Annotated in this window: 23 protein-coding genes and 1 pseudogene; 20 read left to right on the forward strand and 4 right to left on the reverse strand. The window is 56.9% G+C overall.

Annotated elements, in window-relative coordinates; genetic code table 11:
- Nucleotides 1–568: 568 nt before the first annotated feature.
- The 9 genes and pseudogenes from H7C19_RS06870 to H7C19_RS06910 all read left to right on the forward strand — a co-directional run bounded on the left by H7C19_RS06870 (nt 569) and on the right by H7C19_RS06910 (nt 10,165).
- Nucleotides 569–2,398: a LamG domain-containing protein gene (locus tag H7C19_RS06870; RefSeq protein ID WP_185141837.1), complete on the forward strand. Its 1,830-nt coding sequence runs from the start codon at nt 569–571 to the stop codon at nt 2,396–2,398.
- A gap of 306 nt (nt 2,399–2,704) precedes the next feature.
- Nucleotides 2,705–3,856 carry a serine hydrolase domain-containing protein gene (locus tag H7C19_RS06875; protein ID WP_185141838.1) on the forward strand — a complete coding sequence of 384 codons (1,152 nt, stop codon included), beginning with the start codon at nt 2,705–2,707 and terminating at the stop codon, nt 3,854–3,856.
- Nucleotides 3,857–3,990: 134 nt separating this feature from the next.
- Complete coding sequence (locus H7C19_RS06880; RefSeq protein WP_246469331.1) at nt 3,991–4,536, forward strand: DUF3995 domain-containing protein; 546 nt, start codon at nt 3,991–3,993, stop codon at nt 4,534–4,536.
- A gap of 105 nt (nt 4,537–4,641) precedes the next feature.
- Nucleotides 4,642–4,950, forward strand: a complete 309-nt coding sequence (locus tag H7C19_RS35670) for a dihydrofolate reductase family protein (protein WP_185141839.1) — start codon at nt 4,642–4,644, stop codon at nt 4,948–4,950.
- A 30-nt stretch (nt 4,951–4,980) separates the two neighbouring features.
- Nucleotides 4,981–5,577 carry a DUF3995 domain-containing protein gene (locus tag H7C19_RS06890; protein ID WP_246469332.1) on the forward strand — a complete coding sequence of 199 codons (597 nt, stop codon included), beginning with the start codon at nt 4,981–4,983 and terminating at the stop codon, nt 5,575–5,577.
- A 505-nt stretch (nt 5,578–6,082) separates the two neighbouring features.
- Nucleotides 6,083–6,919, forward strand: a complete 837-nt coding sequence (erm, locus tag H7C19_RS06895; RefSeq protein ID WP_185141841.1) for a 23S ribosomal RNA methyltransferase Erm — start codon at nt 6,083–6,085, stop codon at nt 6,917–6,919.
- A gap of 200 nt (nt 6,920–7,119) precedes the next feature.
- Nucleotides 7,120–7,554 carry a hypothetical protein gene (locus H7C19_RS06900; RefSeq protein WP_185141842.1) on the forward strand — a complete coding sequence of 145 codons (435 nt, stop codon included), beginning with the start codon at nt 7,120–7,122 and terminating at the stop codon, nt 7,552–7,554.
- A 12-nt stretch (nt 7,555–7,566) separates the two neighbouring features.
- On the forward strand, nt 7,567–7,761 hold the full coding sequence (locus H7C19_RS35675; RefSeq protein WP_185141916.1) for an S-layer homology domain-containing protein: 195 nt from the start codon (nt 7,567–7,569) through the stop codon (nt 7,759–7,761).
- Nucleotides 7,762–8,091: 330 nt separating this feature from the next.
- Nucleotides 8,092–10,165, forward strand: a pseudogene (locus H7C19_RS06910) (serine hydrolase domain-containing protein).
- An 82-nt stretch (nt 10,166–10,247) separates the two neighbouring features.
- Here the strand turns inward: H7C19_RS06910 and H7C19_RS06915 are convergent.
- Nucleotides 10,248–10,814 carry a dihydrofolate reductase family protein gene (locus H7C19_RS06915; protein WP_185141843.1) on the reverse strand — a complete coding sequence of 189 codons (567 nt, stop codon included), beginning with the start codon at nt 10,812–10,814 and terminating at the stop codon, nt 10,248–10,250.
- 209 nt (nt 10,815–11,023) lie between these two features.
- Here H7C19_RS06915 and H7C19_RS06920 point away from each other — a divergent pair, with 209 nt between their 5' ends.
- Nucleotides 11,024–11,383, forward strand: a complete 360-nt coding sequence (locus H7C19_RS06920; RefSeq protein ID WP_185141844.1) for a BlaI/MecI/CopY family transcriptional regulator — start codon at nt 11,024–11,026, stop codon at nt 11,381–11,383.
- Entirely contained in the window at nt 11,380–13,428 is a 2,049-nt protein-coding gene (locus tag H7C19_RS06925; RefSeq protein ID WP_185141845.1) for a M56 family metallopeptidase, read from the forward strand. Before H7C19_RS06920 ends, H7C19_RS06925 begins: the two co-directional genes overlap by 4 nt.
- A gap of 211 nt (nt 13,429–13,639) precedes the next feature.
- Here the strand turns inward: H7C19_RS06925 and H7C19_RS06930 are convergent, their stop codons facing one another.
- Both H7C19_RS06930 and H7C19_RS06935 read right to left on the reverse strand, forming a co-directional pair.
- Nucleotides 13,640–14,197 (reverse strand): NADPH-dependent FMN reductase, encoded by a 558-nt coding sequence (locus tag H7C19_RS06930; protein WP_246469333.1) that lies wholly within the window; start codon nt 14,195–14,197, stop codon nt 13,640–13,642.
- A gap of 200 nt (nt 14,198–14,397) precedes the next feature.
- Nucleotides 14,398–15,282, reverse strand: a complete 885-nt coding sequence (locus tag H7C19_RS06935; protein WP_185141847.1) for a TetR/AcrR family transcriptional regulator — start codon at nt 15,280–15,282, stop codon at nt 14,398–14,400.
- Between the two features lie 130 nt (nt 15,283–15,412).
- Between H7C19_RS06935 and H7C19_RS06940 the strand changes: the two genes are divergently transcribed.
- From H7C19_RS06940 to H7C19_RS06975, 8 genes are all read left to right on the forward strand, one after another.
- On the forward strand, nt 15,413–16,186 hold the full coding sequence (locus tag H7C19_RS06940; protein ID WP_246469334.1) for an MBL fold metallo-hydrolase: 774 nt from the start codon (nt 15,413–15,415) through the stop codon (nt 16,184–16,186).
- The gene (locus H7C19_RS06945) at nt 16,183–17,286 is read left to right on the forward strand and encodes an AbrB family protein (protein ID WP_313731444.1); all 1,104 of its coding nucleotides are present in this window, start codon (nt 16,183–16,185) and stop codon (nt 17,284–17,286) included. The genes H7C19_RS06940 and H7C19_RS06945 overlap by 4 nt, the downstream gene beginning before the upstream one ends.
- Nucleotides 17,287–17,590: 304 nt before the next feature.
- The gene (locus H7C19_RS06950) at nt 17,591–18,508 is read left to right on the forward strand and encodes a helix-turn-helix domain-containing protein (RefSeq protein WP_185141848.1); all 918 of its coding nucleotides are present in this window, start codon (nt 17,591–17,593) and stop codon (nt 18,506–18,508) included.
- Nucleotides 18,509–18,650: 142 nt separating this feature from the next.
- On the forward strand, nt 18,651–18,923 hold the full coding sequence (locus tag H7C19_RS06955) for a hypothetical protein (RefSeq protein WP_185141849.1): 273 nt from the start codon (nt 18,651–18,653) through the stop codon (nt 18,921–18,923).
- A 141-nt stretch (nt 18,924–19,064) separates the two neighbouring features.
- A complete protein-coding gene (ant(6), locus tag H7C19_RS06960; protein ID WP_185141850.1) occupies nt 19,065–19,919 on the forward strand; it encodes an aminoglycoside 6-adenylyltransferase in 855 nt (284 codons plus the stop codon).
- A 112-nt stretch (nt 19,920–20,031) separates the two neighbouring features.
- Nucleotides 20,032–21,003: an MraY family glycosyltransferase gene (locus H7C19_RS06965; RefSeq protein ID WP_185141851.1), complete on the forward strand. Its 972-nt coding sequence runs from the start codon at nt 20,032–20,034 to the stop codon at nt 21,001–21,003.
- A 236-nt stretch (nt 21,004–21,239) separates the two neighbouring features.
- Nucleotides 21,240–21,848: a manganese efflux pump gene (locus tag H7C19_RS06970; protein ID WP_185141852.1), complete on the forward strand. Its 609-nt coding sequence runs from the start codon at nt 21,240–21,242 to the stop codon at nt 21,846–21,848.
- Nucleotides 21,849–22,271: 423 nt separating this feature from the next.
- A complete protein-coding gene (locus tag H7C19_RS06975; protein ID WP_185141853.1) occupies nt 22,272–22,862 on the forward strand; it encodes a GNAT family N-acetyltransferase in 591 nt (196 codons plus the stop codon).
- A gap of 78 nt (nt 22,863–22,940) precedes the next feature.
- On the opposite strand, the gene H7C19_RS06980 is transcribed toward H7C19_RS06975, so the two are convergent.
- The gene (locus tag H7C19_RS06980) at nt 22,941–23,918 is read right to left on the reverse strand and encodes a phosphotransferase enzyme family protein (RefSeq protein WP_185141854.1); all 978 of its coding nucleotides are present in this window, start codon (nt 23,916–23,918) and stop codon (nt 22,941–22,943) included.
- Nucleotides 23,919–24,247: 329 nt separating this feature from the next.
- On the opposite strand from H7C19_RS06980, the gene H7C19_RS06985 reads away from it, so the two are divergent.
- Nucleotides 24,248–24,703 carry a MarR family winged helix-turn-helix transcriptional regulator gene (locus H7C19_RS06985; RefSeq protein WP_185141855.1) on the forward strand — a complete coding sequence of 152 codons (456 nt, stop codon included), beginning with the start codon at nt 24,248–24,250 and terminating at the stop codon, nt 24,701–24,703.
- Nucleotides 24,704–24,720 lie beyond the last annotated feature (17 nt).

Below are 24,720 nucleotides of genomic sequence, written 5' to 3' on the forward strand. Positions count from 1 at the left end.
TTTTGTTGGCGTTTCGTTCGGCTCGACCCAGCCACAGGGGTATACCTCGCCTTGGCTCAAACCATACCGTGTCGTCAGCCCCGTCCTCCACGGGCTTCTTGTTCCACAAGTCCTCCCAAGCGTAGTCAAGGGAGGTCGTTGCACATAGGCGCTGGCATATCCTCCGAGGCATTCCCGCCGCGCTGATCGGAACCCCTGCTTTTTTGTTTCGGAACCCTTCGAACATGGGGGTTCGTGGGGGATAAGAAGCTGGAGCGATTGGATTTCGTACGACGAAAATCCGGTGGCAACAGTTGAAGAATAAGGACTGAAATGCTCATAGCAGTATACGAATTTTAATACAGAGCGCGGCGAGTGGTATGCCGTTGCTCTGTGTTTTTTATTTCTCGAAGTCAATACGGAATCGACAGAAATGCCACGGCTGGTATAAAAAGGATTTATATTTTAATGATCGAATTTATTTCGTTGAGCCAAAGAACCGGGTACGAATGTCCGATCGCGATTATTTTTATTTCATGGACCCGGATCGGAATCCAATTATGATCGTATATCGACGGGAGGAAATGGCATGAGCAACTTGCGACAAGGTCTGGTAGGCGAATATTTGTTTATCGGCAATGCGGAGGATACGAGCGGCTTTGGTCGTCATGGGAGGGTAGAAGGCGCGACATTAACGGAAGATCGTTTTGGCGCAGCAAATAGCGCTTATGCGTTCTCTGGCCAGGGGGATTGCATTGTGTTGAATCCTTTTCCGAATCTCGGCACGGAGGCCTTCTCCTTATCCGCTTGGGCGAAGTACGATCAGGAAGCAGCGCTAAAAGGATGGAACAACGCTATCGTTTCGCAAGACGATCATGGGCGTGTGCTCGATCAATCGCGCCGCGTATTTCAATTAAGCACCAAAGGAGCGTATGCGACCTGGCATCGAATGAGACAGTCGACGGATGCGGTAGGGAAACACCCTATTCAGTGGGGCGTGTGGTATCATTTTGTCGCGATTTATGACGGAACGCAGCATAGGCTCTACGTGAATGGCGTGCTCCAGGATGTACAAACCGGTTCATTCGAGCCCAACTTCGAAGAGCCCATCTATATCGGTAAAAAGAATTCCGATGAGAAGCGGTTCTGGTTCCATGGGGTATTGGACGATATTCGGATTTACGATAGGTCGTTAACGGACGATGAGGTTCTGGAGCTCTATGCCGAACAAGGATATACCGGCGATCCCGAGCGGACGCCCGCGCCACCGCGTACCGTTCGCAAAGCGGCAGCCGCCAAGAAGTGGATGAACAAACCGATTCGCGTAAGAAAGACGTTGGAATTCCGCAAAATCGAATGGAACGACTGCTACAATTCATTTGCTCTCGCCCTATATGGCGTCATGCGATATTCGAATAAGCAGATTAGCTTGGCGCAGGCGTTGATTTATACGGGACAAGGCTTCGCCATTAACACAGATACGACCGTGGCGCCAATGGATGTACTCGGAGACGGAAGCTTGCTCCAAGAAGCGCTGCGTAATTTGGGCTTCGATATGGAGGTGCTTGCGGCGAATATGTATGGCGGAGACTGGGAGGAAGACACCGTCGAAAGAGCGTTATACATGGTGCGAGAGAGTATCCAGCGGGGATTTCCAGTCGTGGGATGGAACCTTGATAACTATGAGCACGGACTTATTTATGGCTACGATGACAAGCGCAGAGTTTTGAACGTTCAAGATATTAATGCGCAGAACGGAGCGGAGCTGTCTTATGATGATTTTGGCCGGCGTCCGCTCCATGGTAATCCCATAGATCCAGAAATGTTCGTACTGGTGCTGCGGGAGAGGAGCGAGACTCCGCATGCGCATTTGAGCGTTACTCGGTACACAGAGCAAGAAGACGCAAATTATCGGAATACGCTAAAGAATGCGCTCTCGCTTGCCGCTAGGCATATTGAGGGGGATGGACTAACGGGAGATGACGGCCGAAAGAACGGAATCGCCGCTATCGATGCATGGATTGCGGCTTTCGAGACAGAGGCAGCGCATCGTTTTTTTACGAGTTACAATCTCCTGTGGCTTACGTCTACGCGACAGTACTTGATATCATTCTTCACGCAATCGGCCATCACGCATTGTACGGGAATTCAGGACCATACTCTGCAGCATCTGATGCTGGAGGCGGCCGATGTTTATCTGTCGAGCTATCGAACTTGGGTATATTTGCGTGAGATGTTCCCTTTCCCGCAAGGGGCAGATACGACAGATCCACGATTGAAATTCGAAGCGATTCAGCTGCTCAAGAAAGCACGGCAAGCGGAAGCTACCGGGCTAACGGTATTACGCGACATCGTGGGCCACCTATCTGGCAGACATACGGAGACTTCTCCGCCGATTACCGAAAGAACGATTGGATGAGTTATTTAAGGATATCCGGCAAGGGGTCGAGAAAATAGTTGCAGGAACTGGCATTGCCTCCCGGGCGCGGGTGAAAGGGCTGCGACAGGCTGTCGTCGAGCGGGCTGTTGCGGCCCTTTTATAGGGTGCGGTTCTTGATCATGCCGTTAAACATGTACCTTAATCTTTATGATCACCCTATATTCATGTGATTGCGTATTTAGATAATATAATGCTGTGGAGGAATCTTCCCCTAACGGATCGACGGTTTCGATCGAATTCATGTGCTTAAGAATTGCGATGAACGGAAAGGGCAGGTGAAGAAGGGTGAATTTTTCGAGGCTCACGGCATATCTGGATACGTTTTATAGCGAAAAAAACATTCCCGGTTTAGGGGTTGCCATGTATCACAGGCACCAGCCCGTCTACGAGCATTATGCGGGTTTTTCGGATGTAGAGAATCAGGTTCCCTTTGGCAGGGACAGCATCTTCCGATTGTATTCCGCGACCAAGGTCGTGACGTGCACGGCCCTGCTGCAGCTGCTGGAGCAAGGAAAGTATAAACTCACCGACCCGTTGTACGCGTACATTCCCGAGTTCGAGCAGATGCTCGTTCGCCATCCGTTGTCGGACGGAAAGGAAGAGCTGATCCCGGCTCGGCATCCGATTACGATCGAGCATTTGTTTACGATGACCGCGGGCATCGAAACGATCCATACGGACGCTGTCCGGCGGACGGTGGCAGAAAACGGCGGCGAGGGACCGACGCTCGCGGTCGTCAAGGCGTTGGCGCAGGAGCCGCTTGCTTTCGAGCCCGGCTCGCATTTTAAATACACCGTTTGCCACGACGTGCTGGGCGCATTGCTTGAGGTCATCGCCGGCCAAACGTTTGGACAATATTTGCAGGAACATCTCTTCGATCCCCTCGGCATGAAGGATACGTCTTTCCGGCTCCGGGACGAGAGCCGTTTTTGCAAGCTTTACAATCGCTTCAACGGTCAGACGCATCGGGCGGAAAGCATCGGAGAAACCTTTGCGCTTCAACCGGGCCGCGGATACGAAAGCGGCGGCGGCGGTTTATACTCGACCGTGCCGGACTATATGGTCTTCGCGGAGGCATTGTGCAATGATGGCCTAGCGCCGAGTGGCGCGCGAATTCTTCGACCGGAAACGGTGAACGCGATGCGAAGCGATCGCTTATCTCCTGCAGCCCGGCAGGACTTTGCCAGATTCGGCGGGGGAAGCAAACTCGGCTATAGCTATGGCTTAGGCGTCAGAACCTTGGTGAATCGCGAGGATAACAATTCGCTTAGCCAAAACGGCGAATTTGGCTGGGACGGCGCTAGAGGGTGCTACGTGGTCATCGATCCCGAATCGGAGGTGACGCTGTTCTATGCGCAGCAGGAAAATGGCTCGCCCTGGTATCGCTGGCACGGCACGGTGCGCAACTATGCCTATGCGAGCATTTGGAATGGGTAAAGCGCCGATCCTTTGACGAGTCGGGGCAGTCGTTGCCGCGCCAAACGCGGGTTCAGGGGGCTGAGACAGCTTGCCGTAGGCAGGCTTTCCCGGCTCCCTTTTTTGGCGTTGCCGTTCGAAGCGGCCGATATGATATGATCGTGGTGAATGAAGGGGAACGCTGCGGAAGGAGTGTTTCTGAATTGAAGAGAAATTTCGGGTTTATCGCAATGGGCCTGGTATGGTCGGTTCTTTTTGCGGGGATGAGTTTCTATTGGGCCCTGGGCGGCTTGCTCGGACTTCGGTCGCTGGGAGGGTCCATTTACGAGTTGTCCTTGGATCCGCCGCCCTCTTTCGTCCGGATGGTGTGGTTGACCGGCTTCTTGAAGTTGCTCGGCTTCGTCTTGCTGTTGGCGCTGCTGATTCGGTGGAAAAAGCCGATCATCGCCAAGTCGCTTTTTTATGCTGCGAAAATAGCGGGAGCCTTTTTGTTTCTGTACGGTCTTCTTAATTTCATCACCATAACCTTAAGCGCCATGAATATTTTAGAGTTTGAATTGGATGCCTACGCGACGGCTTGGAGACTCGTGTTTTGGGAACCTTTTTGGATGGCCGGCGGGATATTTTACTTTTTCGCGGTGACAAGAAGCGCGCAAACGCCGCAATCGAAAAGAAACGAGACGAGCGATCCGGATATATAGTCATATTAAAATCCGTTCGTCGGGAGATGGTGCCATGAGGAAGCTGATCGTCCAAGAGTTGGTTTCGATTGACGGCTATTTCGCGGGTCCGCACGGGGAAATCGATTGGCATCGCCCGGACGGGGAGTCAGGAATACGCAAAGCGCGGACCTTGCTTCGGCTTTGCGCCGAGCGGGTCTCATTGACGAATATCAGCTTACCGTTGTACCGGTTGTGTTAGGGGACGGCAAGCCGCTATTCCAGAACATGAGGGACAGAGCGAACATGAAGCTTATTCAATCCAAGGCGCTCCGTTCCGGCTGCATTCAACTTCATTATCAACCGGCGAGTAGTCGCAAGTTCGGTGCGAATGCAAAGGCTGCAACAGATTGCCGGTGTATCGCGAGATTCCTCCCAATTCAATTGCTAAAATAGCGCACGGGTAGGGAAAGGAGCACGATGGACATGAAAGCGAGCGCACCCGATCTTCGCATGCGGGCTCAAACGGGCAGAAGCCGTTCTTTAACATGGGCCGGATACGCCGTATTCGTTTGGTCGATCGCCTATATGCTTCCTCATCTTTATTGGGCGCTGGACGGCAAGGTCGGCTTGTCTCTCTTAAAGCCGGAAATCTCCGCTTCTTCCGAGTGGGAGATGATCAACTGGGTTGCTTCGGGCATACTCACGGCGGCAGGATTTCTGGGAATTGCAATGATCTATCTCGAAAAGCGAAAGTGGCTCAGCTGGTCGTTGCTGGCGATCATCTGTGCTGGATGCGCCGTAGCGACCTCGCACGGCATCTATGGTATCGGCTATCGCGCCCTTCAAATCATGGGCGCGATCGAGACGGATTCCGGCCCGTTCGACATGAAGCAACATGCTTATGTCTTGTGGGATCTTTTGTTGTTCGAACCTTGGTTTGCGATCGAGGGCATTCTTTTAGGCGTTCTAGGCTGGTGTTTCATGAACAAACCGCGCGGCAGGCGAATCTGGTCAACGCTCTGTACGGTGGGCGTCCTTGTCGGCTTGATCACGGGTTTGATTGGCGTAAGATTCGCGTAACGCCAATCGATGCCCGCGATCGCAGCTCGCCAAGCGCGAGCCGAACGAATGGAGAACGCTTTTCTACTGGCGCAAGCGCTCGCCGTATGCTACAATATCCCCAACTTTAGGAATGGAGGGTTGTCCTAACAATGGGTGTTATTAATTTCGTCAGATTGCGTTTTGTATCCTTTGCCACTAACTGAATAGTGAACAAAGGCTCTGCCTGCGTGCGGAGCAAAACGGAATCGGACTGCCCATTTTAGGATATCCTTCGCGTCGATGGATGGAGAGGGACAGCGCGCCGCGTCTGTCTCTTTTTTGCGTTTTTCTAAGGCGATACGATCGCCCTGTCCGTCTATGCGCCAGAGATCCGGCGAGCCATGCCCCCGCGCAAGCAGGGGACATGGCTGGTTTGATGCGCATCCCTACCCTTCTCGAAATCCGTCGTTCCGCCGCAGGCCCGCGCCTGCGGCTTTTTCCGTTTCGGAGCCGCGGGACATTTCGATACGGGAGGAATCGATCTATGCGCAGGCAAAACAAAAAGCATCGCACGATCCGAAAATGCATATCCGGACCTAACTTTACGGGGCAGCATCTGCTCCACCACCCGGGCACGATCCGGCAGTTGATGGAGACGGCGAGGCTGCAGCCGACCGATACCGTGCTGGAGATCGGCGCCGGCAAAGGCAGCCTGACGTTCCCGCTCGCGGAGCGGGCAGCCAGGGTGCTGGCGGTGGAGGTCGACGCGGCCTTCGCGGAGACGCTCCGCGAAAAGGCGGAGCGCCATCCCCGCATCACCGTCCTCCTGGGCGACATCCGCGACATTCGGCTGCCGGCGAAGCCGTTCTGCGTGGTGGCGAACATCCCGTTCGCGATCACGACGGCGATTCTGGGAAAGCTGCTGGGGCCAGAGGGCAAAGCCTTCCAGAGAGGCGCGCTGATCCTGGAAAAGGGGGCGGCCCGGCGCTTCACGGAAGAAGCGACGGCGGACCCGAGACTGCTGGCGTGGCGAATGCAGTTCCGCTTCGAGATGCGGACGGCGGTTCCCCGCGCGCACTTCGCCCCGCCTCCGCGCGTCGACGCGGCGATCGTCCGCATCGTCCGCCGGGAGCAGCCGCTCGTGCCCGCCGCCGAGAGCCGGCGGTTCGCGGCCTTCGCCGCCTATCTCCTGCGCCAGCCGCGGCTGCCCGCGGCCGAGGCGCTGCGGGGCATCTTTACGCCGGCGCAGCTTCGGCCGACGCTGCAGCTCGCCCGGGTCGACCGGGCGCAGACGGCCGTCTCGCTGTCGCCGGAGCAGTGGGCATCGCTCTTTCTCGCGATGCGACGGCATGTCGCCCCCTATCGCTGGCCCAAGGGCTAAGGCCCCTACGTTTGGCGGTACCGAAATTGCAGCAGGGGTGCCCCCTCGCTTCCTTGAATAGTTTGCCAAAGTAGTGAGTGTCCTCGTAAAATACGCAAGGTTGGCACCAAACGGCAGTAAAAAGCATGGTTTTGGCAGTCGTTTGTGGACTAATCTCCGGTGTGTAAGGACGCAACCGAACCACTAGGAGGGAATCGATTATGAAACCGAATGGAGCAATAACGCCGGCAGGAGAATCGCTCATTCGCAAAGTTCTGCTGACGAATGCCGTTTCGTCCGGGGCATGCGGGCTGCTGCTGCTGTTCTTTGCCGGGTATGTCTCCGATTGGACGGGGCTGGGCAACAAGAGCGCTTTGGTTGAGACCGGGGTTTTCCTGCTCGTATTCGTCGCATTTCTCGTCTGGACCGCGTCCAGGCGCGTGGTTTCTCCGACGGCCGTGCTGATCATCACTGTGCTCGACTTCCTTTGGGTCATCGGCAGCGCGCTTCTGCTGGGGGATCAAGGAACGACGATGACCGTTTTTGGCGTGTTGGCGGTCATTCTGGTCGCCGCGGTCGTCGGCGTATTCGGGATTTTCGAGGCGGTTTATTGCTGGCGCAACCGTGCTTTCGGAAGAGGTCAAACGATCCGGTAAAGGACTCGGCTTATCGAAGCGAATGCGGCCACCGGCTTCGCGGATGACAAGGACATCCCGGTATGGGCGAAGGCTAGCGTTGCGATCGTGCAGCAAGCTGAGATCGTTCAAGGGAAAGGCGGCAATCGGTTCGCTCCTCAAGATCATGCAACGAGAGCTGAGGCGGTAACGGTATTGCTGAAGTTGTTGGCACAAAAGAACAAGTAAGGTAAGGCGCGAAATACGGCTGGAACAAAATGTGCGGCGAGACGGCCCAATTGGCGGGTTAATCGCAGGCAGCGGCCGGCAATGCGGAATCGGCGCGGCAATGCAGCACCGACCGGCTCGAGATTTTCCAGGACTGCAACGGGCTGTCGTAGCCGCTGCAGTCCTTTTCATTTTTTCTCATTCGCTATATTATATCACAAGGTACCTTGTATAGCATGGTACCGAAAGGAGGTCATAAGGATAAGTAGATCCGGATGGACTTCGCAAGTCCTCCGCGGCTTGTTGTAGTTCTGCATCCTGCAAAGAAATAAAATCCCTAAGGAGGTTCTAATGAAAAAAAGATTGTGGATCTCGACTGCGGTGCTTGCGGTAACCATGCTCGCGCCGACGGGGGCGATGGCTTCCTCCCAAAGCGGCGGTTCGGCCTATGAAGAGACGCAGAAAGCTTCGGCGGAGAAAGCCGATCAGCTCACGAAATCATACGGTACGACAAGCGTGCAATATGCCCTTATCGATCACGGCAACATCGTCGTATCCGGTCAATCCGGCCGTAACGACGAGAAAGGGCAACAGCCGTTGACGGCCAAAACGGTGTACGGCATCGGGTCGACAAGCAAGATGTTCGTGACGGCGGCCGTTATGCAGTTAGTAGATGCGGGGAAAGTCGATCTGGATACGCCGGTCGTCCAGTATATTCCCGAGTTCACGATGGAGGACGAGCGATACAAGCAGATCACGCCGCGCATGCTGCTGAATCACTCCTCCGGTCTGAACGGAGCGACGTTGGTCAACGCCTTTTTGTTCGAAGATAACGATACTTACGCCCACGACACGCTGCTGAAGGAGTTGGCTAACCAGAAGCTGAAGGCCGACCCGGGCGCTTTCTCCGTTTATTGCAATGACGGATTTACGCTAGCCGAGATTCTGGTAGAGAGAGTCAGCGGCATGGACTATACCTCGTATATTCATCAGCATTTTACGAAGCCGTTGGGTATGTCTAATACGAAGACGCCGTTGGATCCGTTGAACGGGTCCAAGTCGGCGGGACTCTATTTGCCGACATACAAGGGACAATTGCCGAACGAGACGGTCAACGTCTTGGGAACGGGCGGCGTCTATTCCACGGCGGAAGACATGGTCCGATTCTCGCAGATTTTCACAGGGCGGGCCAACGGGATTCTGTCCGACGAATCGGTAACGGCGATGGAACAAGAAGAGTACAAGACGCCTCTATGGCCTATGGCCGGAGGAGGCGGATACGTCAATCGGCTACGGACTCGGCTGGGACAGCGTCAATCTGTACCCGTTCGGCGAATACGGGATTCAGGCGCTGACGAAGGGAGGAGACACGGTGCTGTATCATGCATCGCTCGTGGTGCTCCCCGAGCACGACATGGCGGCTGCCGTCCTCTCTTCCGGGGGTTCCAGCGCGACCGATCAGCTGCTGGCGAACGAGATGCTGCTTCATGCGCTGAAGGAGAAAGGAACGATAGCCGAATTCAAGCCCGAGAAGTCGTACGGCAAGCCGGTTAAGGCGGAGATGCCGGAATCGATGCTGCAGTATGCGGGCATCTACGGAGCGACGCAACAAACGACGAAGGTCGATATTAGCAAAGCCGGCGAAATGACGTTGTCTTCGGAACAAATGCCGGACAGCCCGGCCGAGAAATACGAGTATTCGGCGGACGGATCATTCCATAGCGCGGACGGAAATACGAAGATGAGCTTCGTGAAGGAAGAGAACGGACGCACCTACCTGTGGACGCGGCAATACGTCTCGTTGCCGGGGCTGGGTCAGACGGCCATATCGCTGTATACCGGCGAGAAGCTCGCACCCCGGGATCTTCCGGAAGAGACGGCTGCGGCTTGGAAGCAGCGGGACGGCAAGAAATACTACCTCGTCAACGAGAAGTATACCTCGGTGATGTATCTGCTGCCGACGACGCTCCAGTTGAATCTGTCGCAGCAATTGCCCGGTTATGTGGCGGACAAACAAATTACGGGCCCGAATACGGCTGCCCCCGACTTGCAAATATCGGCGATGTACGGTCGAGACCTCATGGCATATCATTTCTATACGCAGGATGACGCCGAGTATCTGCAAGTCGCGGGAAGCGTCTATGTCAACGAAGACGCCGTGAAGCCGATCTATGTCGCCAAGAAGTCGTCGGCCACGATCCCGTCGAGCGGTTACGCCAAGTGGTATACGTTGAATGAGAAGGACGCGGGCAAGACGATCAAGGTGAAGATCCCGAAGAAAGGCTCGTTCGCGGTCTACGACGAGAAGGGAACGTGCGTGAGCTTCAGCGTCGTCGAGGGGGATCGGAAGGTCGCGTTGCCGGCGAAAGGATCCATCGTTTTCGCGGGAGAGGCCGGGTCGAAGTTCGAGATCACCTTGCAATAACATTGAAGAATTGCGATGAACGCGAGGCTGGAAATAGCTCGGGCAACCGGCTGTTTCCAGCCTTTTGTGCGCTTGGCAGCGCTCAGATCCTCTCGTAACGCAACCCTACGACGCCGTTCCGGTGAACGGTGTGATCGAGCAGGCGAAAGGAGAACGGAGCGTTCACATCCGCGAACAGTCTCTCGCCGCGTGCGGCGACGACCGGATGGACGTACAGCCAGATCTCGTCGAAGAGCGCGTTCCGGAGGAACAGCTGCCAAGTGTTCACGCCGCTCTCCACGGAGATATTTTTTCCTTCGGTCTCTTTGAGGCTTTCGACCTTCCGAACCAACGATTCCTCGTCCTTCAATACCCATAGCTCCGAATTCGGCCATACCAATTCCCGCTCGGAACGGGCGACGACGATCTTCCGGATGGCGTTGATCCGTTGGGCGAAGGATCGCTCGAGCGCGGACGCGGACGACTGCTCGGCGGTCATCCAATATTCGGCCATGGAAGGATAAGTGCGGCCTCCGATCACGAGGGTATCCAGCGTCTTGTAATATTCATAGGCTTCCTCTACGATCTCGTCGCTGAATGTCATCCATTCGTCCACATGGGACACGATGCCGTTAAGGGAAATCTGCATATACAACGTGATTTTTTTCATGATCGAGCCTCCTCTGGGATTGGGACGACGCGTGGACGGGCTTCTACCTTATTTTAGCCGAATGGCAGAGGTTTGCGTTCTCCTGAATTGCTATGTTGATTGCTTTGTTTGCCGTCGACAAAGCAAATCAAGGTTGCGCCGCGAGGTTTATTGCGATAAACTCGACGGGAGAGGTTTATCTGAATAAACCCACCCGGGAGGAAGCAAGCATGGATTCCATCAAACTCTACGATGCGGAATATAAGTTCGTCAGCCTGATCTGGGAATCCGAACCGATCAACTCGACCGAGCTCGTGCGGCTGTGTCAGGAGAGGCTGGGCTGGAAGAAATCGACGACCTATACGGTGCTGCGCAAGCTGTGCGAACGAGGGGTTCTGCGCAACGAGAACGCCCAGGTGCGATCGCTCGTCAAGCTGGAGGACGTACAGCGGTACGAGAGCGAGGCGTTGATCGACAAGAGCTTCGGCGGCTCGCTGCCGAAGTTCCTGACCGCCTTCCTGAATCAGAAGAAACTGTCGGCGCAGGAGATCGAGAAGCTGAAGCGCATCATCGAGGAGGCGGCCGAATGAACGGACTTTCTGCGCTGTTCGCGACCGTTCTGAATATGAGCATCACGGCTTCTTACGTGGCTGTAGGCGTCTTCGCGGTTCGATTCCTGCTCCGCAGGGCCCCGAAGATCTATTCCTATGCGCTGTGGTCCGCCGTCCTCGTCCGCATGGCGGTGCCGATCACGCTGACCTCCGCCTTCAGCCTGCTCGGCTTCCTCCCTGCGGGGAGCCGGGACGATGCGGGGCGGCTTGCTTATGTCCCGCCTTCGATCGGGCTCATGCCGCGCCCCGAGGTGTCGACGGGGATCCCCGCCGTGGACCGGACGGTGAACGCGAGCCTGCCGGAGGCCGTCGCGGCGAACAGCGTTAATCCGATGCAGCTGGTCATGACGGCGGCGGGCATCGTCTGGATCTCGGGGACGATCCTGCTACTGGCGTACAGCCTCTACACCTATTTGCGGACCGCGAGTCGGGTGCGGACGGCTACCCGCGTGCGGGATCGCGTCTACGAGACGGATCGCATCGCGTCGCCGTTCGTCTTCGGCCTCCTCCGGCCGAAGATCTACGTGCCCGTAGGGCTAGAAGAGATCGAATTGCGCTATATCGCGGCCCACGAAGAGACGCATATCCGCCGGCGGGACCACTGGATCAAGCCGCTGGCGTATCTCGCGCTGATCGTCCACTGGTTCAATCCGCTCCTCTGGCTGTCCTTCCGGTCGATGAGTAAGGATATGGAGATGGCTTGCGATGAGCGCGTGCTGCGGTCCCTCGGCCCGGACGGCAGGCACGGCTACTCCCAGTCGCTGCTGTCGCTGTCGACGGGTAAGCGCGACTGGCTGCAGGCGGGGCCGCTCACGTTCGGGGAGGACCACGTGACGGCGAGGATCAAGCGCATCGTCCGGTACCGGCGGCCCGGACCGCGCGCCGTCGCGCTCGTCTTCCTCGCCGTCGCGGCGCTCATCGCGGGGTTCGTCGCCGATCCGCGCTCCCCGGCGGATCGCGGACAGGCGTCGCCGCCTTCCGACGGAGCGGGAGAAGTCTATCCGGTTCAGGAGCTGCTCCGCCATCAGACGGCGTACGTCGGCGACAACAGCCGCGTCGTCGCGCTGATCGATCTGCTGCCGCTGCCGTCGGGCTATAGGCGCGGGGTGGTGGAGCTGCATACCGCAGAGGCGCCATACGGTCTCACGATTCGGTACGAGGCGGATGCCAAGACAGGAGAAGGAGCCGCTGTCGATCAAAGCCTGGATAGCGGGAGCCAGGACACGCTGTTCAGGCGGAATGCGGCGGTTCTGTTCAGCTTGATCGGGAACGTAGACCGCATTAGCGCGGTCGTAGGCGAGGATCGCGGGCATCCCTATACCGTGGAGCGGGCGGAGATCGAAGCCGCGTTCGGGGGCGACGTAAGACCGCATGCAGCGGATGAGACGAAGCTGTCGGCCTATGTGGAGGAAGTGGCGCGGTCTGCAGGCGCTGCCGGCGAACCGAATCCCGCCCCGCCGGCAGGCAACGAGATCGTACTGCTGTCGTCGAGCCGTGTGGATCTCGCGAACGGCGGCATCCTCTACGTGAACGTGGAGATGGTCGAGGGGAGGCATGAGACGGAAGCGGAGGCAGGCGGACCGGGAGGCGGCATCTACGCCGACAACTATACGGGAACGTACCGGCTTCGGGTCGTGAATCCGGCTTTGTCCACGCAAGGCAGCACGGCCTTTATTTACGACGGGTTGATGGAGGACTTCGGGGAGAAGACGCTGAACTTCGGCGGCAAGTTCGACTTGGCATGGGCGGACTACAACGGCGACGGCCAGCCCGACTTCACATTGGGCCAGTGGGCCGGCAGCAATGGCGGCATCTATCGCCTGTATACGTTGACCGAACGGGGAGAGATCGTCAAGCTGGATACGGGCGGAGAGATGTATATCGCGGATCACCTTCCTTCGGTACTCCTCGAACAGCTCGGCGGGAACCGGTTCGCCGCCAAATACTACGATCAGGAGAGCGGCGAGTACAAGCAATGGATCTACCAATGGGACAAGGATAAGTTCGCCCAAGTAAATGCCTAGCGCTTGTCTCCATCATGTTATCCGTTACCGGCATTCAAGTCGTTCTCGAATTCCCTTTTACCAGCAGCGAGCTTCAGAATCGGGGGGCGGCGACGCCTCTCCTGCTGTTGCCGATCTGGGTGATCGCGGCAATACACGAGAGGTCGGCAGCCACCCGTACTGGGGGCTGCCGACCTCTTGTCTTAGGCGAATCGGGACGGTACTCGCCCCGTCAGCTTCTTAACGACTTCAAAGCTCCGCTCCACGCAATGACTTGACTGAGCATGTTGTTGACCGATACGTCCTGCTTGGGGCCCGGCTTAAGTACGCTGAAGTTCTCGAAGTCGTGAAACAGCGACAGAGAGACTTGGGCCTGGACGTCGGCGAGCCTCAGTTCGCCTGCGATCTGGCGCAGATGCTCGACCGCCCGCGTACCGCCGGCACTGCCATAGCTGACGAACCCGGCGGCTTTGTCGTTCCATTCTTGGTACAAGTAGTCGATGGCGTTCTTCAGCACGCCCGACGTAGAGTGGTTGTACTCCGGCGTCACGAACACAAAGCCGTCGAAGCTCTTGATCTTCTCGGACCAAATCCGCGTATGTTCATGTTTGTAGTTGCCCATGATCGGGGGAATGGGCTCGTCGTACAGCGGCAATCGGTAATCTGCGATATCCACGAGCTCGAACTCCGCGTCGCTCCGCGCCGAAGCGATCTCGTATACCCAACGCGCAACGTCTTCGGCCTTGCGGCCCGGACGCGTACTTCCGATAATGATGCCAATTCTAGTCAAGTTCATTCCTCCCTAAGCGGTTAGGGGTGCTCGTTCGCTGCTCTCTAAGTTGTAGGCTTGCCTGCGCGATGGCAAGAAACGCTCGGACCCTCACCGTTATCGTAGATCAGCGGTTCCGATAATTCAAGATGAATTGGCGGCGAGACGGCAGGCGTGGCGATAACTGAGGCTTGTCATAGACGTATCTACCGGCCGGAACGTTAAGACAACAGCAGCTTCAACTGGCGGATGTCGGACTTCAGTTCCGGTATGGCTTCAAAGTAAACGATAAGCACGCGCAGGAGTGTAGCATTGGGCTGCTCCAGCTCCAGCTCCTTCCGAATCAGTCCGACGACCTCCGCCATCTCCCGACGGACGGCCTCGGGGAGCGTCATGCCAAGAATCCGGCTCTCCATCTCCCGGAGAAATTCACGGGCCGTGCCATGCCGTCTCTGCTCGTCGCTGGGGTTCAGGTAGTTGAAGCGGGCGATGGCGTCGTCGATCACGGGCCGGGGCCGCATGCGGATCAGATCGCCGACGACGGCGTCCATCCGGTCGACGATGAAGGCCGCCAGGTCGGCCATCGGCAAGGAGATGACCTTCTGCAAGGCGAAGCGCATGTATTCGATCAGAATGCCTCGGAAAACCGTGACGACGTCCCAGATGTACGGCTCGATCGGCTCCCCGTATTTATCCAGCATCAGATCCTTCATCCAGTTCAGCAGCGCGGACTTCTTGCGCTTCCATGCCGCGACGAACAGCTCGTTGCCCGTAAGAGGGAGCTCCTTGAGGTCCATCATGAAGATGTGATTCTCTAACGTGTAGTACAGCTGGAACTCGATCTTGCGGACCAGCATCTCCTTCGGAGAGAGGCCCAGCAGCGCGCCCGAACGATCGAGCTCGGCGGCCTTCGCCAGCAGCACCTGATGGCAGAGCACGAACACCTCCGTGAATAGCTCTTCCTTGGAGGCGAATAATTTATAGATGCTGGCTTTGGCCATCCCGCACGCTTCGGCGATATCCTGCATGGACGTGGCGCTATAGCCCTTTTGGCGGAACAGATCCATGGCGACGTCCAGTATTTTGTCTTTTCTCCAATCCTCCAACCCGACCACCTCTCCCCTATCTTGACACGAGTCTGGGGGCAAGGTCAACGCCTGACGGTTGACAATAAAACTTAATAGTTCTATATTGAACTCATTGGTTTTAATCCATGGATGCTAAGGAGGTGTACCGATGATCGGCCGAGCGGCCGGCATCGGGATGAACATGAGGATCGCAGAAGGATTGGAAATGCTGGAATTGACGCTGGGTCAAGGCGAACGGGCGATGACGATCCATCCGGTCGTCCTCTACGACGAGAACGCCTGGGTCTTGATCGATACGGGAATGCCGGGCTCTGAGGGCTTGATTCGCGCCCTGGTCAAACAAGCGGGGATTCCCGAGCTTCCCCTTCAAGCCATCGTGCTGACGCACCAGGATATCGACCATATCGGCGGTCTGCCCGGATTCCAGGCGTCGGAGCCGAGCCCGTTCGAAGTGTATGCCCATGCAGACGATCGGGAAGCCATCGACGGCAAGACGCCGATGATCAAGTTCGGGCCGGAGCGGGCGAGCATGCTGCTGCCATCCTTGCCGGATGCGGTGCGCATCTCCTTCGAGAACGCCTTCCTTCATCCGACGAAGCCGAACGTGACCCGCGCGATGGCGGACGGCGAGACGCTGCCGTTCGGCGGCGGCCTGACTGTCATTCATACGCCGGGGCATACGCCAGGTCACGTTTGTCTCTACCATCATGCGAGCAAGACGCTGATCGCGGGCGATGCGATGGTAGCGGTAGGCGGGGAGCTGCAAGGACCGCGTCCTCAGATGACGCCAGAGCTGGAGCAAGCATACGCCTCCCTGGGCAAGCTTAAGGCCTTGGATATCGAGACCGTCATCTGCTACCACGGCGGATTGGCCAGAGAAAACGTCAACGCGAGCATCGAGAAGCTGGCCGACCGATCGTGAGCCGGTTCAGCCGATTCCTGATCACCCTTGCCCTCTCGCTGGCGGGCGCCGCCCTGTTCGCGGCGATCCGCGCGCCGCTGCCCTGGCTGCTCGGACCGATGGTCGGCGCCTTCGCGGGCGCCAGGCTCCCGAAGCCGTTCAAGCCGCTATGGCCGGGCGTCTTCCGCCATACCGCGATGATCACCATCGGCTATTCGCTGGGTTTGTCGTTCACGGCGACCACGCTGAGCGAGATGGGGCGGCAGCTGCCGAGCATGGTTCTAATGACCGTACTGCTGCTGCTCCTGAGCGCATTGATCGCTTATCTCGTGTCGCGGCTGTCCGGGCTGTCCCTGCCGACCGTACTGATGGGCAGCATCCCCGGAGGCCTCTCGCAGATGATCATCCTGGCGGAAGAGAGCAAAGGGGTCGATCTGACGATCATCACCTTTCTCCAAGTGTCGCGGCTGATGATGATTATTTTCTGCGTGCCGCTGATGGTGTTCAGCCCCTTGTTCGGGGGCACGCACGGCGGCGCGGCTGCGAATGTGGGGACTGCGTCCGCCCCTTGGGGGGACCTGTTCCCCAACGTGCTCCTGTTCGCGGCCGTAGGCGTCGCGGCCGCCATGCTGGGCAAGCGGATTCGCTTCCCGTCGGCCTTCCTGTTGGCGCCCATGATCGCCACGGCCGTCCTTCACCTCTCCGGGGTTGATGGGCCCGCGCTTCCGGCAGGATTCCTGGACGCGGCCCAATTGTTCATCGGGACGTACGTGGGCTTGATGCTTCGGCCGGAGAGCCTGCAGAACAAGTTCCGTGTCATCGTGCTGGCCCTGATGAGCGGCGTTCTGCTGATCGCGGGCGCGCTCGGCTTGAGCTGGCTATTGACCCGGATGCACGGCGTCTCGCCCGCGACGGCGTTCCTCGCCATGGCGCCCGGCGGCATGGACCAGATGGGGATCATGGCGAAGGAGATCCATGCGGACATCGCCATCGTCAGCTGTTATCAGTTGTTCCGGACATGGTTCATCTTCTTCGCGGTGCCGCCGCTGATCCGGTTGTTGCTACAACGCATGAATGCGGCTCGCGGCGCCGAGGAGATGGCCGCCGGGAATCGCATCTGAAGACCGACGAACAAAAGGAAGAGGGAGCGGCGCATCGCGCCGCTCCCTTTATACGTTCGTTAGGCAGGTTTCCACGTCTGCTGCTTACCGTCCCTGGCCGAGAGCTCCTCGACCTTGTGCGTCTTGTGGTCGGTGGCGAGCAGGATGGTGAGACCGTCTCTGAGCTGCAACTGACCGTGCCCTATTCAACTGCCGGTTGAATTTGGCGCTTCAACCGAAGCTTGATAGAGTGCGAGCGTTCGCCATGCTATGCTGAAGACAGACAGTGCGCACTGTACATTCATTCAATCGGAGGCGTTCCATGATGGATATGCGCAAGATCGGTGCTTTGATCTCCACGCTACGCAAGGAAAAAGGAATGACGCAGGCCGAGTTTGCGGAGCAGCTTAACCTGAGCCACCAAGCCGTCTCGAAGTGGGAGCGGGGAGAGTCGCTGCCCGACGTCGGCACGCTGCCGGCCATCGGCCGGCTGCTCGGAACGACTATCGACGACCTGCTGACCGGCGAGCGCCGTACGGTGGAACCGGCGGGAGCGGCGGCGGAGCTGTCCCTTGCGGCGGAGGCGGAATCTCTCCCGGTTCAGGCCTCGCCCGCAGTCGGCGAGCGTCCGGTCGTTCACGCCGGACGGGCGCAGGAAGAGGAAGCGGTAGAGCCGGATCCGTCGGAGGCTTCGCCAACGAGCATACGGGAGATCCTGAGACTGGCGCCCTTCCTGAGCAGCGAGGCGCTCGATCTCATCCTCGAGGAAGCGGCGGAAGACCAGCTGAACTTGAAGGCGGTTCAGGGGTTGGCTCCCTTCGTGAGCAGAAGCACGTTGGCGCGGTTGGCGGATCGGGCATTCAGCTCACCGTCCGAAGTTGGGCAGCTCGTAGAACTGGCGCCCTTCCTGGCCTCGGAACAGCTCGACCGCCTGGTGAGGCGGGCGGAGGACGATCCGATCGATGGCGACGTTGTCCAAGCCTTGGCGCCTTTCCTCAGCCAAGACACCTTGCACTTCCTGGTGGAACGTGCTTGGAATGATGAGGGCGCTAGTGTCGGCGCGATCCAGGGGCTCGCCCCCTTCTTGAGCAGGGAGCGGCTCGTGCAGCTGCTGGACCGCGCGGATCCGGGTAGCATGAACGCGGACGTCCTCTCCGGCCTGGCTCCCTTCGTGCCCGGCGAAGCGCTGGAACGGCTGATCCGGCGGATGCTGAATAAGATCCATACAACTGCGGCCGAGTAGCGGCTAGGAAAGGGCGCTTTTGAAAATCTCACACGTCAAGACATGAGAAACTTCATGGATAAGGATGAACTTATGCACTGACATAAGGGCATCCTTTTTTCTTACAATGAGAGCAACAAGAGGAACACAAGGAGGATTCATCATGTCGCCATCTACAACCAACGTACCAGGGGCCGCTGTCCGCGGAACCGCATCGGGCGTATTCTTCATGGCCGCGTTCGGCACGCTTTGGGCTTACACGGGAATTATGGGCATGCAGGATCTGGTGTCTCCGCTCTTGCTTATCCTAGCTGTGTTGATTGGCGGTGCGTTGATCGCCGGAGGCATCTCCCTGATTCGCGCATCGAGAAGGCTGCCGGTTCAAGGGAACCCGCTTGCGATCTGGCTCATGGGACGCCGGTTGCTGACGCAATAGAACGGCATGTGTTCAAACAAGGAAAGCCCTGCGAACGAGCAGGGCTTTTTCGCTTGGCGGATATTTCAGCTATTGTAAAAGATTCTCATCCGCTCTATTTTAAAGTTACGAAGATTAAGGCTAGAACGGAGGCCGACTGCATTGCGAAGCGAACAGGAAATGATAAATATGCTTGTAGATTTTGCTAGGAATGATCATAGAATCCGCTTGGTCACCTTGGAAGGTTCGCGTACAAACCGCAATATTCCGTCCGATACGTTCCAAGATTTCGATATTTCTTATTTTGTGACAGAGATGGATTCCTTCAAGGAGAACGATCAATGGCTCGATATTTTCGGCAATCGAATCATGATGCAGAAACCGGAGGATATGGCGCTTTTTCCGTCCGAATTAGGGAATTGGTTCTCCTATCTCATCCTTTTTGAAGACGGCAATAAATTAGACCTGACCCTAATTCCGATCGATGAGGCGGAGGATTATTTTACCCGTAGCGACGGATTAGTCGAGGTCTTGCTTGATAAGGATACGCGCGTCCAAAAAGAAGTGCTCGCAAACGACCGCCAATACTGGATTAAGAAGCCGACGGCAAGAGAATTCGACGATTGCTGCAATGAATTCTGGATGGTATCCACTTACGTCGTAAAAGGATTGGCGAGAAAAGAAATCCTGTTTGCGATCGACCATTTGAATGAAATAGCCCGACCTAATTTGTTGAGAATGATGGCTTGGCATATCGGGTCAGAGCGAGGCTATACGTTCAGCGTGGGGAAAAACTATAAATTCATTGACCGGTACCTCGCGAATGAAGATTGGGAAGCGTTGCTATCCACTTATGCCGAGAATGGCTATTCCAGCATGTGGCAGTCTTTATTTGCTTGTCATGCGTTATTTAGAACATTCTCTAAAGCGGTGGCAGAAACGCTCGGATATCCGTACCCGGATTACGATGAAGCCATCACCAAGCATACTTTGAACGTTTACAGTTCCTTGACGTGAACGTGTCAAATTCAGCGAATCGGACTTCCCTCGGGAACAGCGATCCCCTATGAGTCGACAGCCCGTGCGTTCGAATGTATAATTATGTCTGGAATCTATCGAATTCACGGTGGTGAAAGATATTTTATACGCAGTCGCTTTTGTGGTGTCGTTTCTGATCGTATATCTCTTGATTCCTCCTTTCGGCAGATTGGCGTTTAAATGGGATTTCGTGGACAAGCCTAGAAAAAATGTCGAACGCAAGCTGCACCGGGAGGCCATTCCGCTCACGGCCAGCTATGCGATTTTCCTCGGATTTTTCATTACTTATTTGTTGGTTGCCAGAGCGTTCAATTGGGAGACGGGCGCGCTGCTGCTAGGCGGCATCTTGCTGCTCACCATCGGCACGGTCGATGACTGGTACAAGACCAAGGGCAAAGATTTCCCCGCCTTGCCCAAGCTAGTCGTACAGGTATCCGCAGCCGTTTTGGTCTATTTCTCGGGCAATGCGTTCACCGGCTTCTACAACCCCTTATCCGGGGATTATGTCACGCTGCCGACGATCGTCTCGTTCTTGCTGACGATCCTGTGGATCTTCGGGGTCACGACGGTCATTAACTTCTCGGACGGTCTGGACGGGCTGGCGGGAGGGCTCTCGGCCATCTCCGCGGGCACGCTGTTCATCGTCGCGCTCGTCATGGGCCAGTCGAATTCCGCGATCATGGCGATCATTCTGGTAGGCGTCACCGTTGCCTATCTGCGCTTCAACAAGCCGCCCGCCAAGATATTCATGGGCGATGCGGGAGCCACCTTCCTCGGGTTCGTCTTGGCGGTGATCGCCTTGGACGGCGCGTTCAAGCAAGCCACCGTCCTATCGCTCTTCATCCCGATCCTGGCGCTGGGCGTCCCGATCTTCGACAACTTGTTCGTGGTCTTCAAGCGGTTCATGCAAGGCAAGTCGATCTATCAGGCGGATGCGAGCCAGGTTCACTATCGCTTGCTGCGGGCAGGCCTGAACACGAAGCAGGCGCTGGGGTTCCTGTTCTTGGCCAGCACGTGTTTCAGCTTATTCTCGATTATCTTGCTGCTGGTTCAGATACAATAGCGCGGCTTCAAGGACCGCGACGGCTTGCCGGGAGGCAAGCGGTTGCGGTCCTTTTTTTTGGTGCGCGTCGTTCTTGTCGAATGCCGCGATAAGGATGGATGGAAGGGCCGGCAAGCCCTTCTTTTTTGATTTTGCGCCTTACACCGGGTAGAATTTTCGACAAACGGCATCATGGGCTCATCTGGGCGGCCCCGCGCATACCGTAAAGGATTCAGGCACCAGGGGAGGCAAAAGGCATGCATTGGCTATCGATCGTCCTCATCGGCGTGGCCGCTAACATCGATAATCTGGGAATCGGCGTAACGTTCGGCGCGAGGAAGACCCGCGTACCGCTCTTGTCGAATTTATTAATCGCATTCTTATCCATGGCCGCGACTTATGTGGCGATGACGGCCGGCATGTACTTCTCCGAGCTGTTCCCGCTCTACTGGGGCAATCTGATCGGGGGCGGCGTGCTCGTCCTGCTGGGCGTCTGGGGCATTCGCAAGGTCGTCCGGGAACGGAGGAAGGCCGCGGCGTCCGGCGAAGGCGCCGGCAGCGCCCAAGCGTCGGAGCGAATCGCCGACCGCACTGACAAAGACGGAGATCACGTCATCTCCTGGGTCGAGTCGATCTCGTTAGGCTTCGCCTTGTCGGTCAACTGCATCGGGAGCAGCTTCGGCGCGGGCGCCAGCGGCGTCTCTCCCTGGATCACGGCCCTCTCGGTCGGCGTCTTCTCGTTCGCGTCGGTCGATATCGGGGTCCGTCTGGGCAGCAAGATCGCGAAGTCCTGGCTGGGGCGATATTCCGAACTGTTGGGATGCATCCTCCTCATGGCCATCGGCTGCTATGAGATGATCTTCTAACCGCTGAAGCGTGGCGACGCGGAGATTCGTAGAACCGTTCACGTAGGTGGCTCGGAAGCTCGAACACACAGCGCGGTCTAGGGGAAAAAATAGAGGGCGGGGAGGGGCGACTTCGGCCCCTATTTTGTTTTGCTCCGAGAGAGGGAGGCCATAAAAGCGATTGACGTTAAAAATGATCTTCACTACAATCAAGAGCAAGATTGGATATTTCTAGCAAATCAAACGAGTTCATAGTCGCATTGTTAAGAGCAATTAAAAAGATTGTAAAAGGAAAACCATATACTGGAGAGGTCTTTTGGAGCGGATTATTATTTGCACTTATAATCTGGACCATCAGTGTACTTGTATTACAGGTAAACTGATGTCGGAGGAGGCGTGTTATGATCTATTCTGACAGGGGAATGGCCACGCTAGGAATGGAGGATGATCATGGAGTCAAAAGCCGTCAATCCGCTTCTATTGTCGATACCGGAGCAGTTTGAGACGGAGCGATTGGTGATACGCGCACCGCAATGGGAGGACGGGGAACTCGTCAACGCGGCGATTCGGGAGAGCGTCGACGAACTGCGTCCCTGGATGCCTTGGGTGCAACAGGTTCCTACGATCGAAGAGTCGATGATCAGCTCGCGCCAAGGACGCATTCATTTTCTGGAACGTTCGGACTTAAGGCTGTATCTATTTCACAAGACGACAGGTCAATTCGTGGGAGGCAGCGGTCTTCATCGGATCGATTGGGAAGCTCGGAAGTTTGAGATCGGCTACTGGATCCGTACATCCCTGAACGGGCAAGGCTATATCACGGAAGCGGTAGCGGGAATTACGGAATTTGCCATACAGACGCTGCAGGCGAACCGGATCGAGATCCGCTGCGATGCCCGAAATGGGCCGAGCGCCCGAGTGGCCGAGCGTCTCGGATTCACGAAGGAAGCGGTCCTGCGCCGCGAGAAGTGCGACGTGAACGGCGAACTATCCGATACCTTCGTGTTCGCCAAGGTGCGGGGAACGGAATATTGAACGAACAAGGAAACGCCGGAAGACCCGGCGGCTGGCATCGCTCTCTCTATGAATACGAAGGTGTCGCGGGCGACGGCACTAACTCCGGCAACGCTCGCGGATGCGATCGCAGACGCTCAGCAATTTGTCCCGAAGCTGAACGGCCCACTCCGGAGAGCTGGATTCGTCCAGCTCTTCGATGCTTCGCTGTAGACGTGCGTACGTGTAGAGATCGGCAAACTGCCGGAAGACCGGAATCAGGCTAAGATCGTATTCGTCCAACGCTTTGACGGACCGGTACCCGTCCAAGAACGTATTGATCTGCAGCCGGGCTTGCCCGCTCTCTTGCTCCAGCAGATCGGAGAGGGCGGACGCGACGTCCATCATGAACCAATGCACCATCGCGTCGTCGAAGTCGATCGCGCAGTAGCGCGCTTCTTCCGGGACGTAGAAGAGATTGTCGAACTCGAAGTCATAATGGATCATGCCCATGGATCCGGGCGCGGCCGGCAGTTCGGCCAGTCGGGCCCGCAAGGCATGAAGCGTATGCAGGAGGCCGGCCTTCCCGGGATCCCGCTGCAGGATCGAAGCGATCCAGATCAACGTGTCTTCCCAGTTCCTGCACGGGGTCGCCCTCGGGGCATAAGACTCGGACAGGCGGTGGAGCGAGGCGAGAGACCTGCCCCAGGCGGCGAAGTGCTCCTCGGACATCCGGTTGAGCGGGATATGTTGTCCGCGGGCCCTTTCGAACGCCACCCCATAGTAGAGTCCGTTCTCCGTCGATACGGTCTCGATCCAGCATCCGTCTCTGGAGCGGACGGGAGCGGCTGCCGGATAGCCTTGCTCGATCGCGTACAGCACGAAATCCAGCTCCGCCTGGATCTGCTCGATGCGATTGTCCGTCTCGTGAATGAATCGGAGGAAATAAGGCTTGTCGTTGTTGGCGTACGTATAGACGAAGTTGCTGCTGGCTCTCCAAAATCGCAGCGTATCGGCATCATGCGCCCATCGCTGAAGCAATTGCTTGGCGGGAGCGTCGTTCTCTAATCCTCGCACCATGTTTTGCAAAGACATCATGGCAGTTCGCCTCCTATGGCCTCAGGAGAGGTCGGCGCGTTAACGAAGGCGACCTCCGGGAGACCTCATTGTGTGATCGTTTATGTTCAACATCATCACTCCTTGTTCGTCGTAGTAGGGAAGTGCAACGGTGCGCGGGATAGGTTTTCCGGCTCATAAGATGATTGTGGAACGTCAAACGCCTATGAGCAAGTCAGGGAACGGTTTAAATCGTTCTTTCCCGGCAAGCGCGCGCGGCATCGGCCAGCAACGAGGCAAGCGAGCCATCTTGACAAAGGCAGGGAATGGTTTATTATATAGTTAGAATTCTAACTATAGAGGCGATCGAGATGGAAAAGGAAACGAAAACCGAAAGCTGGCAGTGGGATCAGGGGCCGATCGGCCGATTGGTGAAGACGGGCTATATCACGCTGCGCCGCGAGGTCGAGGACATGCTCCGGCCGACGGGGCTTACCCACACGCAGTGGAGCGCGTTGGGCGTGATCCGCCATTATCCGGGGATCACCTCTTCCCAGCTCGAGCATATTCTGATGATCGAACGGCCAAGCGTCACCAGTCTGATGAACGGACTCGCGAACAGAGGACTTATCATCCGCAAGGACCATCCGCAGGACGGCCGGTTCAAGCAAATCTACTTAACCGAGGCCGGAATGGAACAGGCGCATGCTACGGAGCACTTTGCCGCCGAGGTAGAGGGCCGGGTCAGAGAAGGCATGACGGCGGCAGAGTTCGAGACTTTGCGGCAGCTGCTGGTCAAGATGGTCAGCGTCTTTGACAAAACGTGAGCGGCGGGCGCCTTCGT

It is taken from the genome of Cohnella nanjingensis, assembly GCF_014212125.1.
GTDB lineage: Bacteria > Bacillota > Bacilli > Paenibacillales > Paenibacillaceae > Cohnella > Cohnella nanjingensis.

Coding starts and splice junctions, on each gene's coding strand:
- H7C19_RS06870 (WP_185141837.1), top strand. CDS start 569: ATGAGCAACTTGCGACAAGGTCTGGTAGGCGAATATTTGTTTATCGGC.
- H7C19_RS06880 (WP_246469331.1), top strand. CDS start 3,991: ATGATCGTGGTGAATGAAGGGGAACGCTGCGGAAGGAGTGTTTCTGAA.
- H7C19_RS06890 (WP_246469332.1), top strand. CDS start 4,981: ATGAAAGCGAGCGCACCCGATCTTCGCATGCGGGCTCAAACGGGCAGA.
- erm (WP_185141841.1), top strand. CDS start 6,083: ATGCGCAGGCAAAACAAAAAGCATCGCACGATCCGAAAATGCATATCC.
- H7C19_RS06900 (WP_185141842.1), top strand. CDS start 7,120: ATGAAACCGAATGGAGCAATAACGCCGGCAGGAGAATCGCTCATTCGC.
- H7C19_RS06915 (WP_185141843.1), bottom strand. CDS start 10,814: ATGAAAAAAATCACGTTGTATATGCAGATTTCCCTTAACGGCATCGTG.
- H7C19_RS06920 (WP_185141844.1), top strand. CDS start 11,024: ATGGATTCCATCAAACTCTACGATGCGGAATATAAGTTCGTCAGCCTG.
- H7C19_RS06925 (WP_185141845.1), top strand. CDS start 11,380: ATGAACGGACTTTCTGCGCTGTTCGCGACCGTTCTGAATATGAGCATC.
- H7C19_RS06940 (WP_246469334.1), top strand. CDS start 15,413: ATGATCGGCCGAGCGGCCGGCATCGGGATGAACATGAGGATCGCAGAA.
- H7C19_RS06950 (WP_185141848.1), top strand. CDS start 17,591: ATGGATATGCGCAAGATCGGTGCTTTGATCTCCACGCTACGCAAGGAA.
- H7C19_RS06955 (WP_185141849.1), top strand. CDS start 18,651: ATGTCGCCATCTACAACCAACGTACCAGGGGCCGCTGTCCGCGGAACC.
- H7C19_RS06970 (WP_185141852.1), top strand. CDS start 21,240: ATGCATTGGCTATCGATCGTCCTCATCGGCGTGGCCGCTAACATCGAT.
- H7C19_RS06975 (WP_185141853.1), top strand. CDS start 22,272: ATGATCATGGAGTCAAAAGCCGTCAATCCGCTTCTATTGTCGATACCG.
- H7C19_RS06980 (WP_185141854.1), bottom strand. CDS start 23,918: ATGATGTCTTTGCAAAACATGGTGCGAGGATTAGAGAACGACGCTCCC.
- H7C19_RS06985 (WP_185141855.1), top strand. CDS start 24,248: ATGGAAAAGGAAACGAAAACCGAAAGCTGGCAGTGGGATCAGGGGCCG.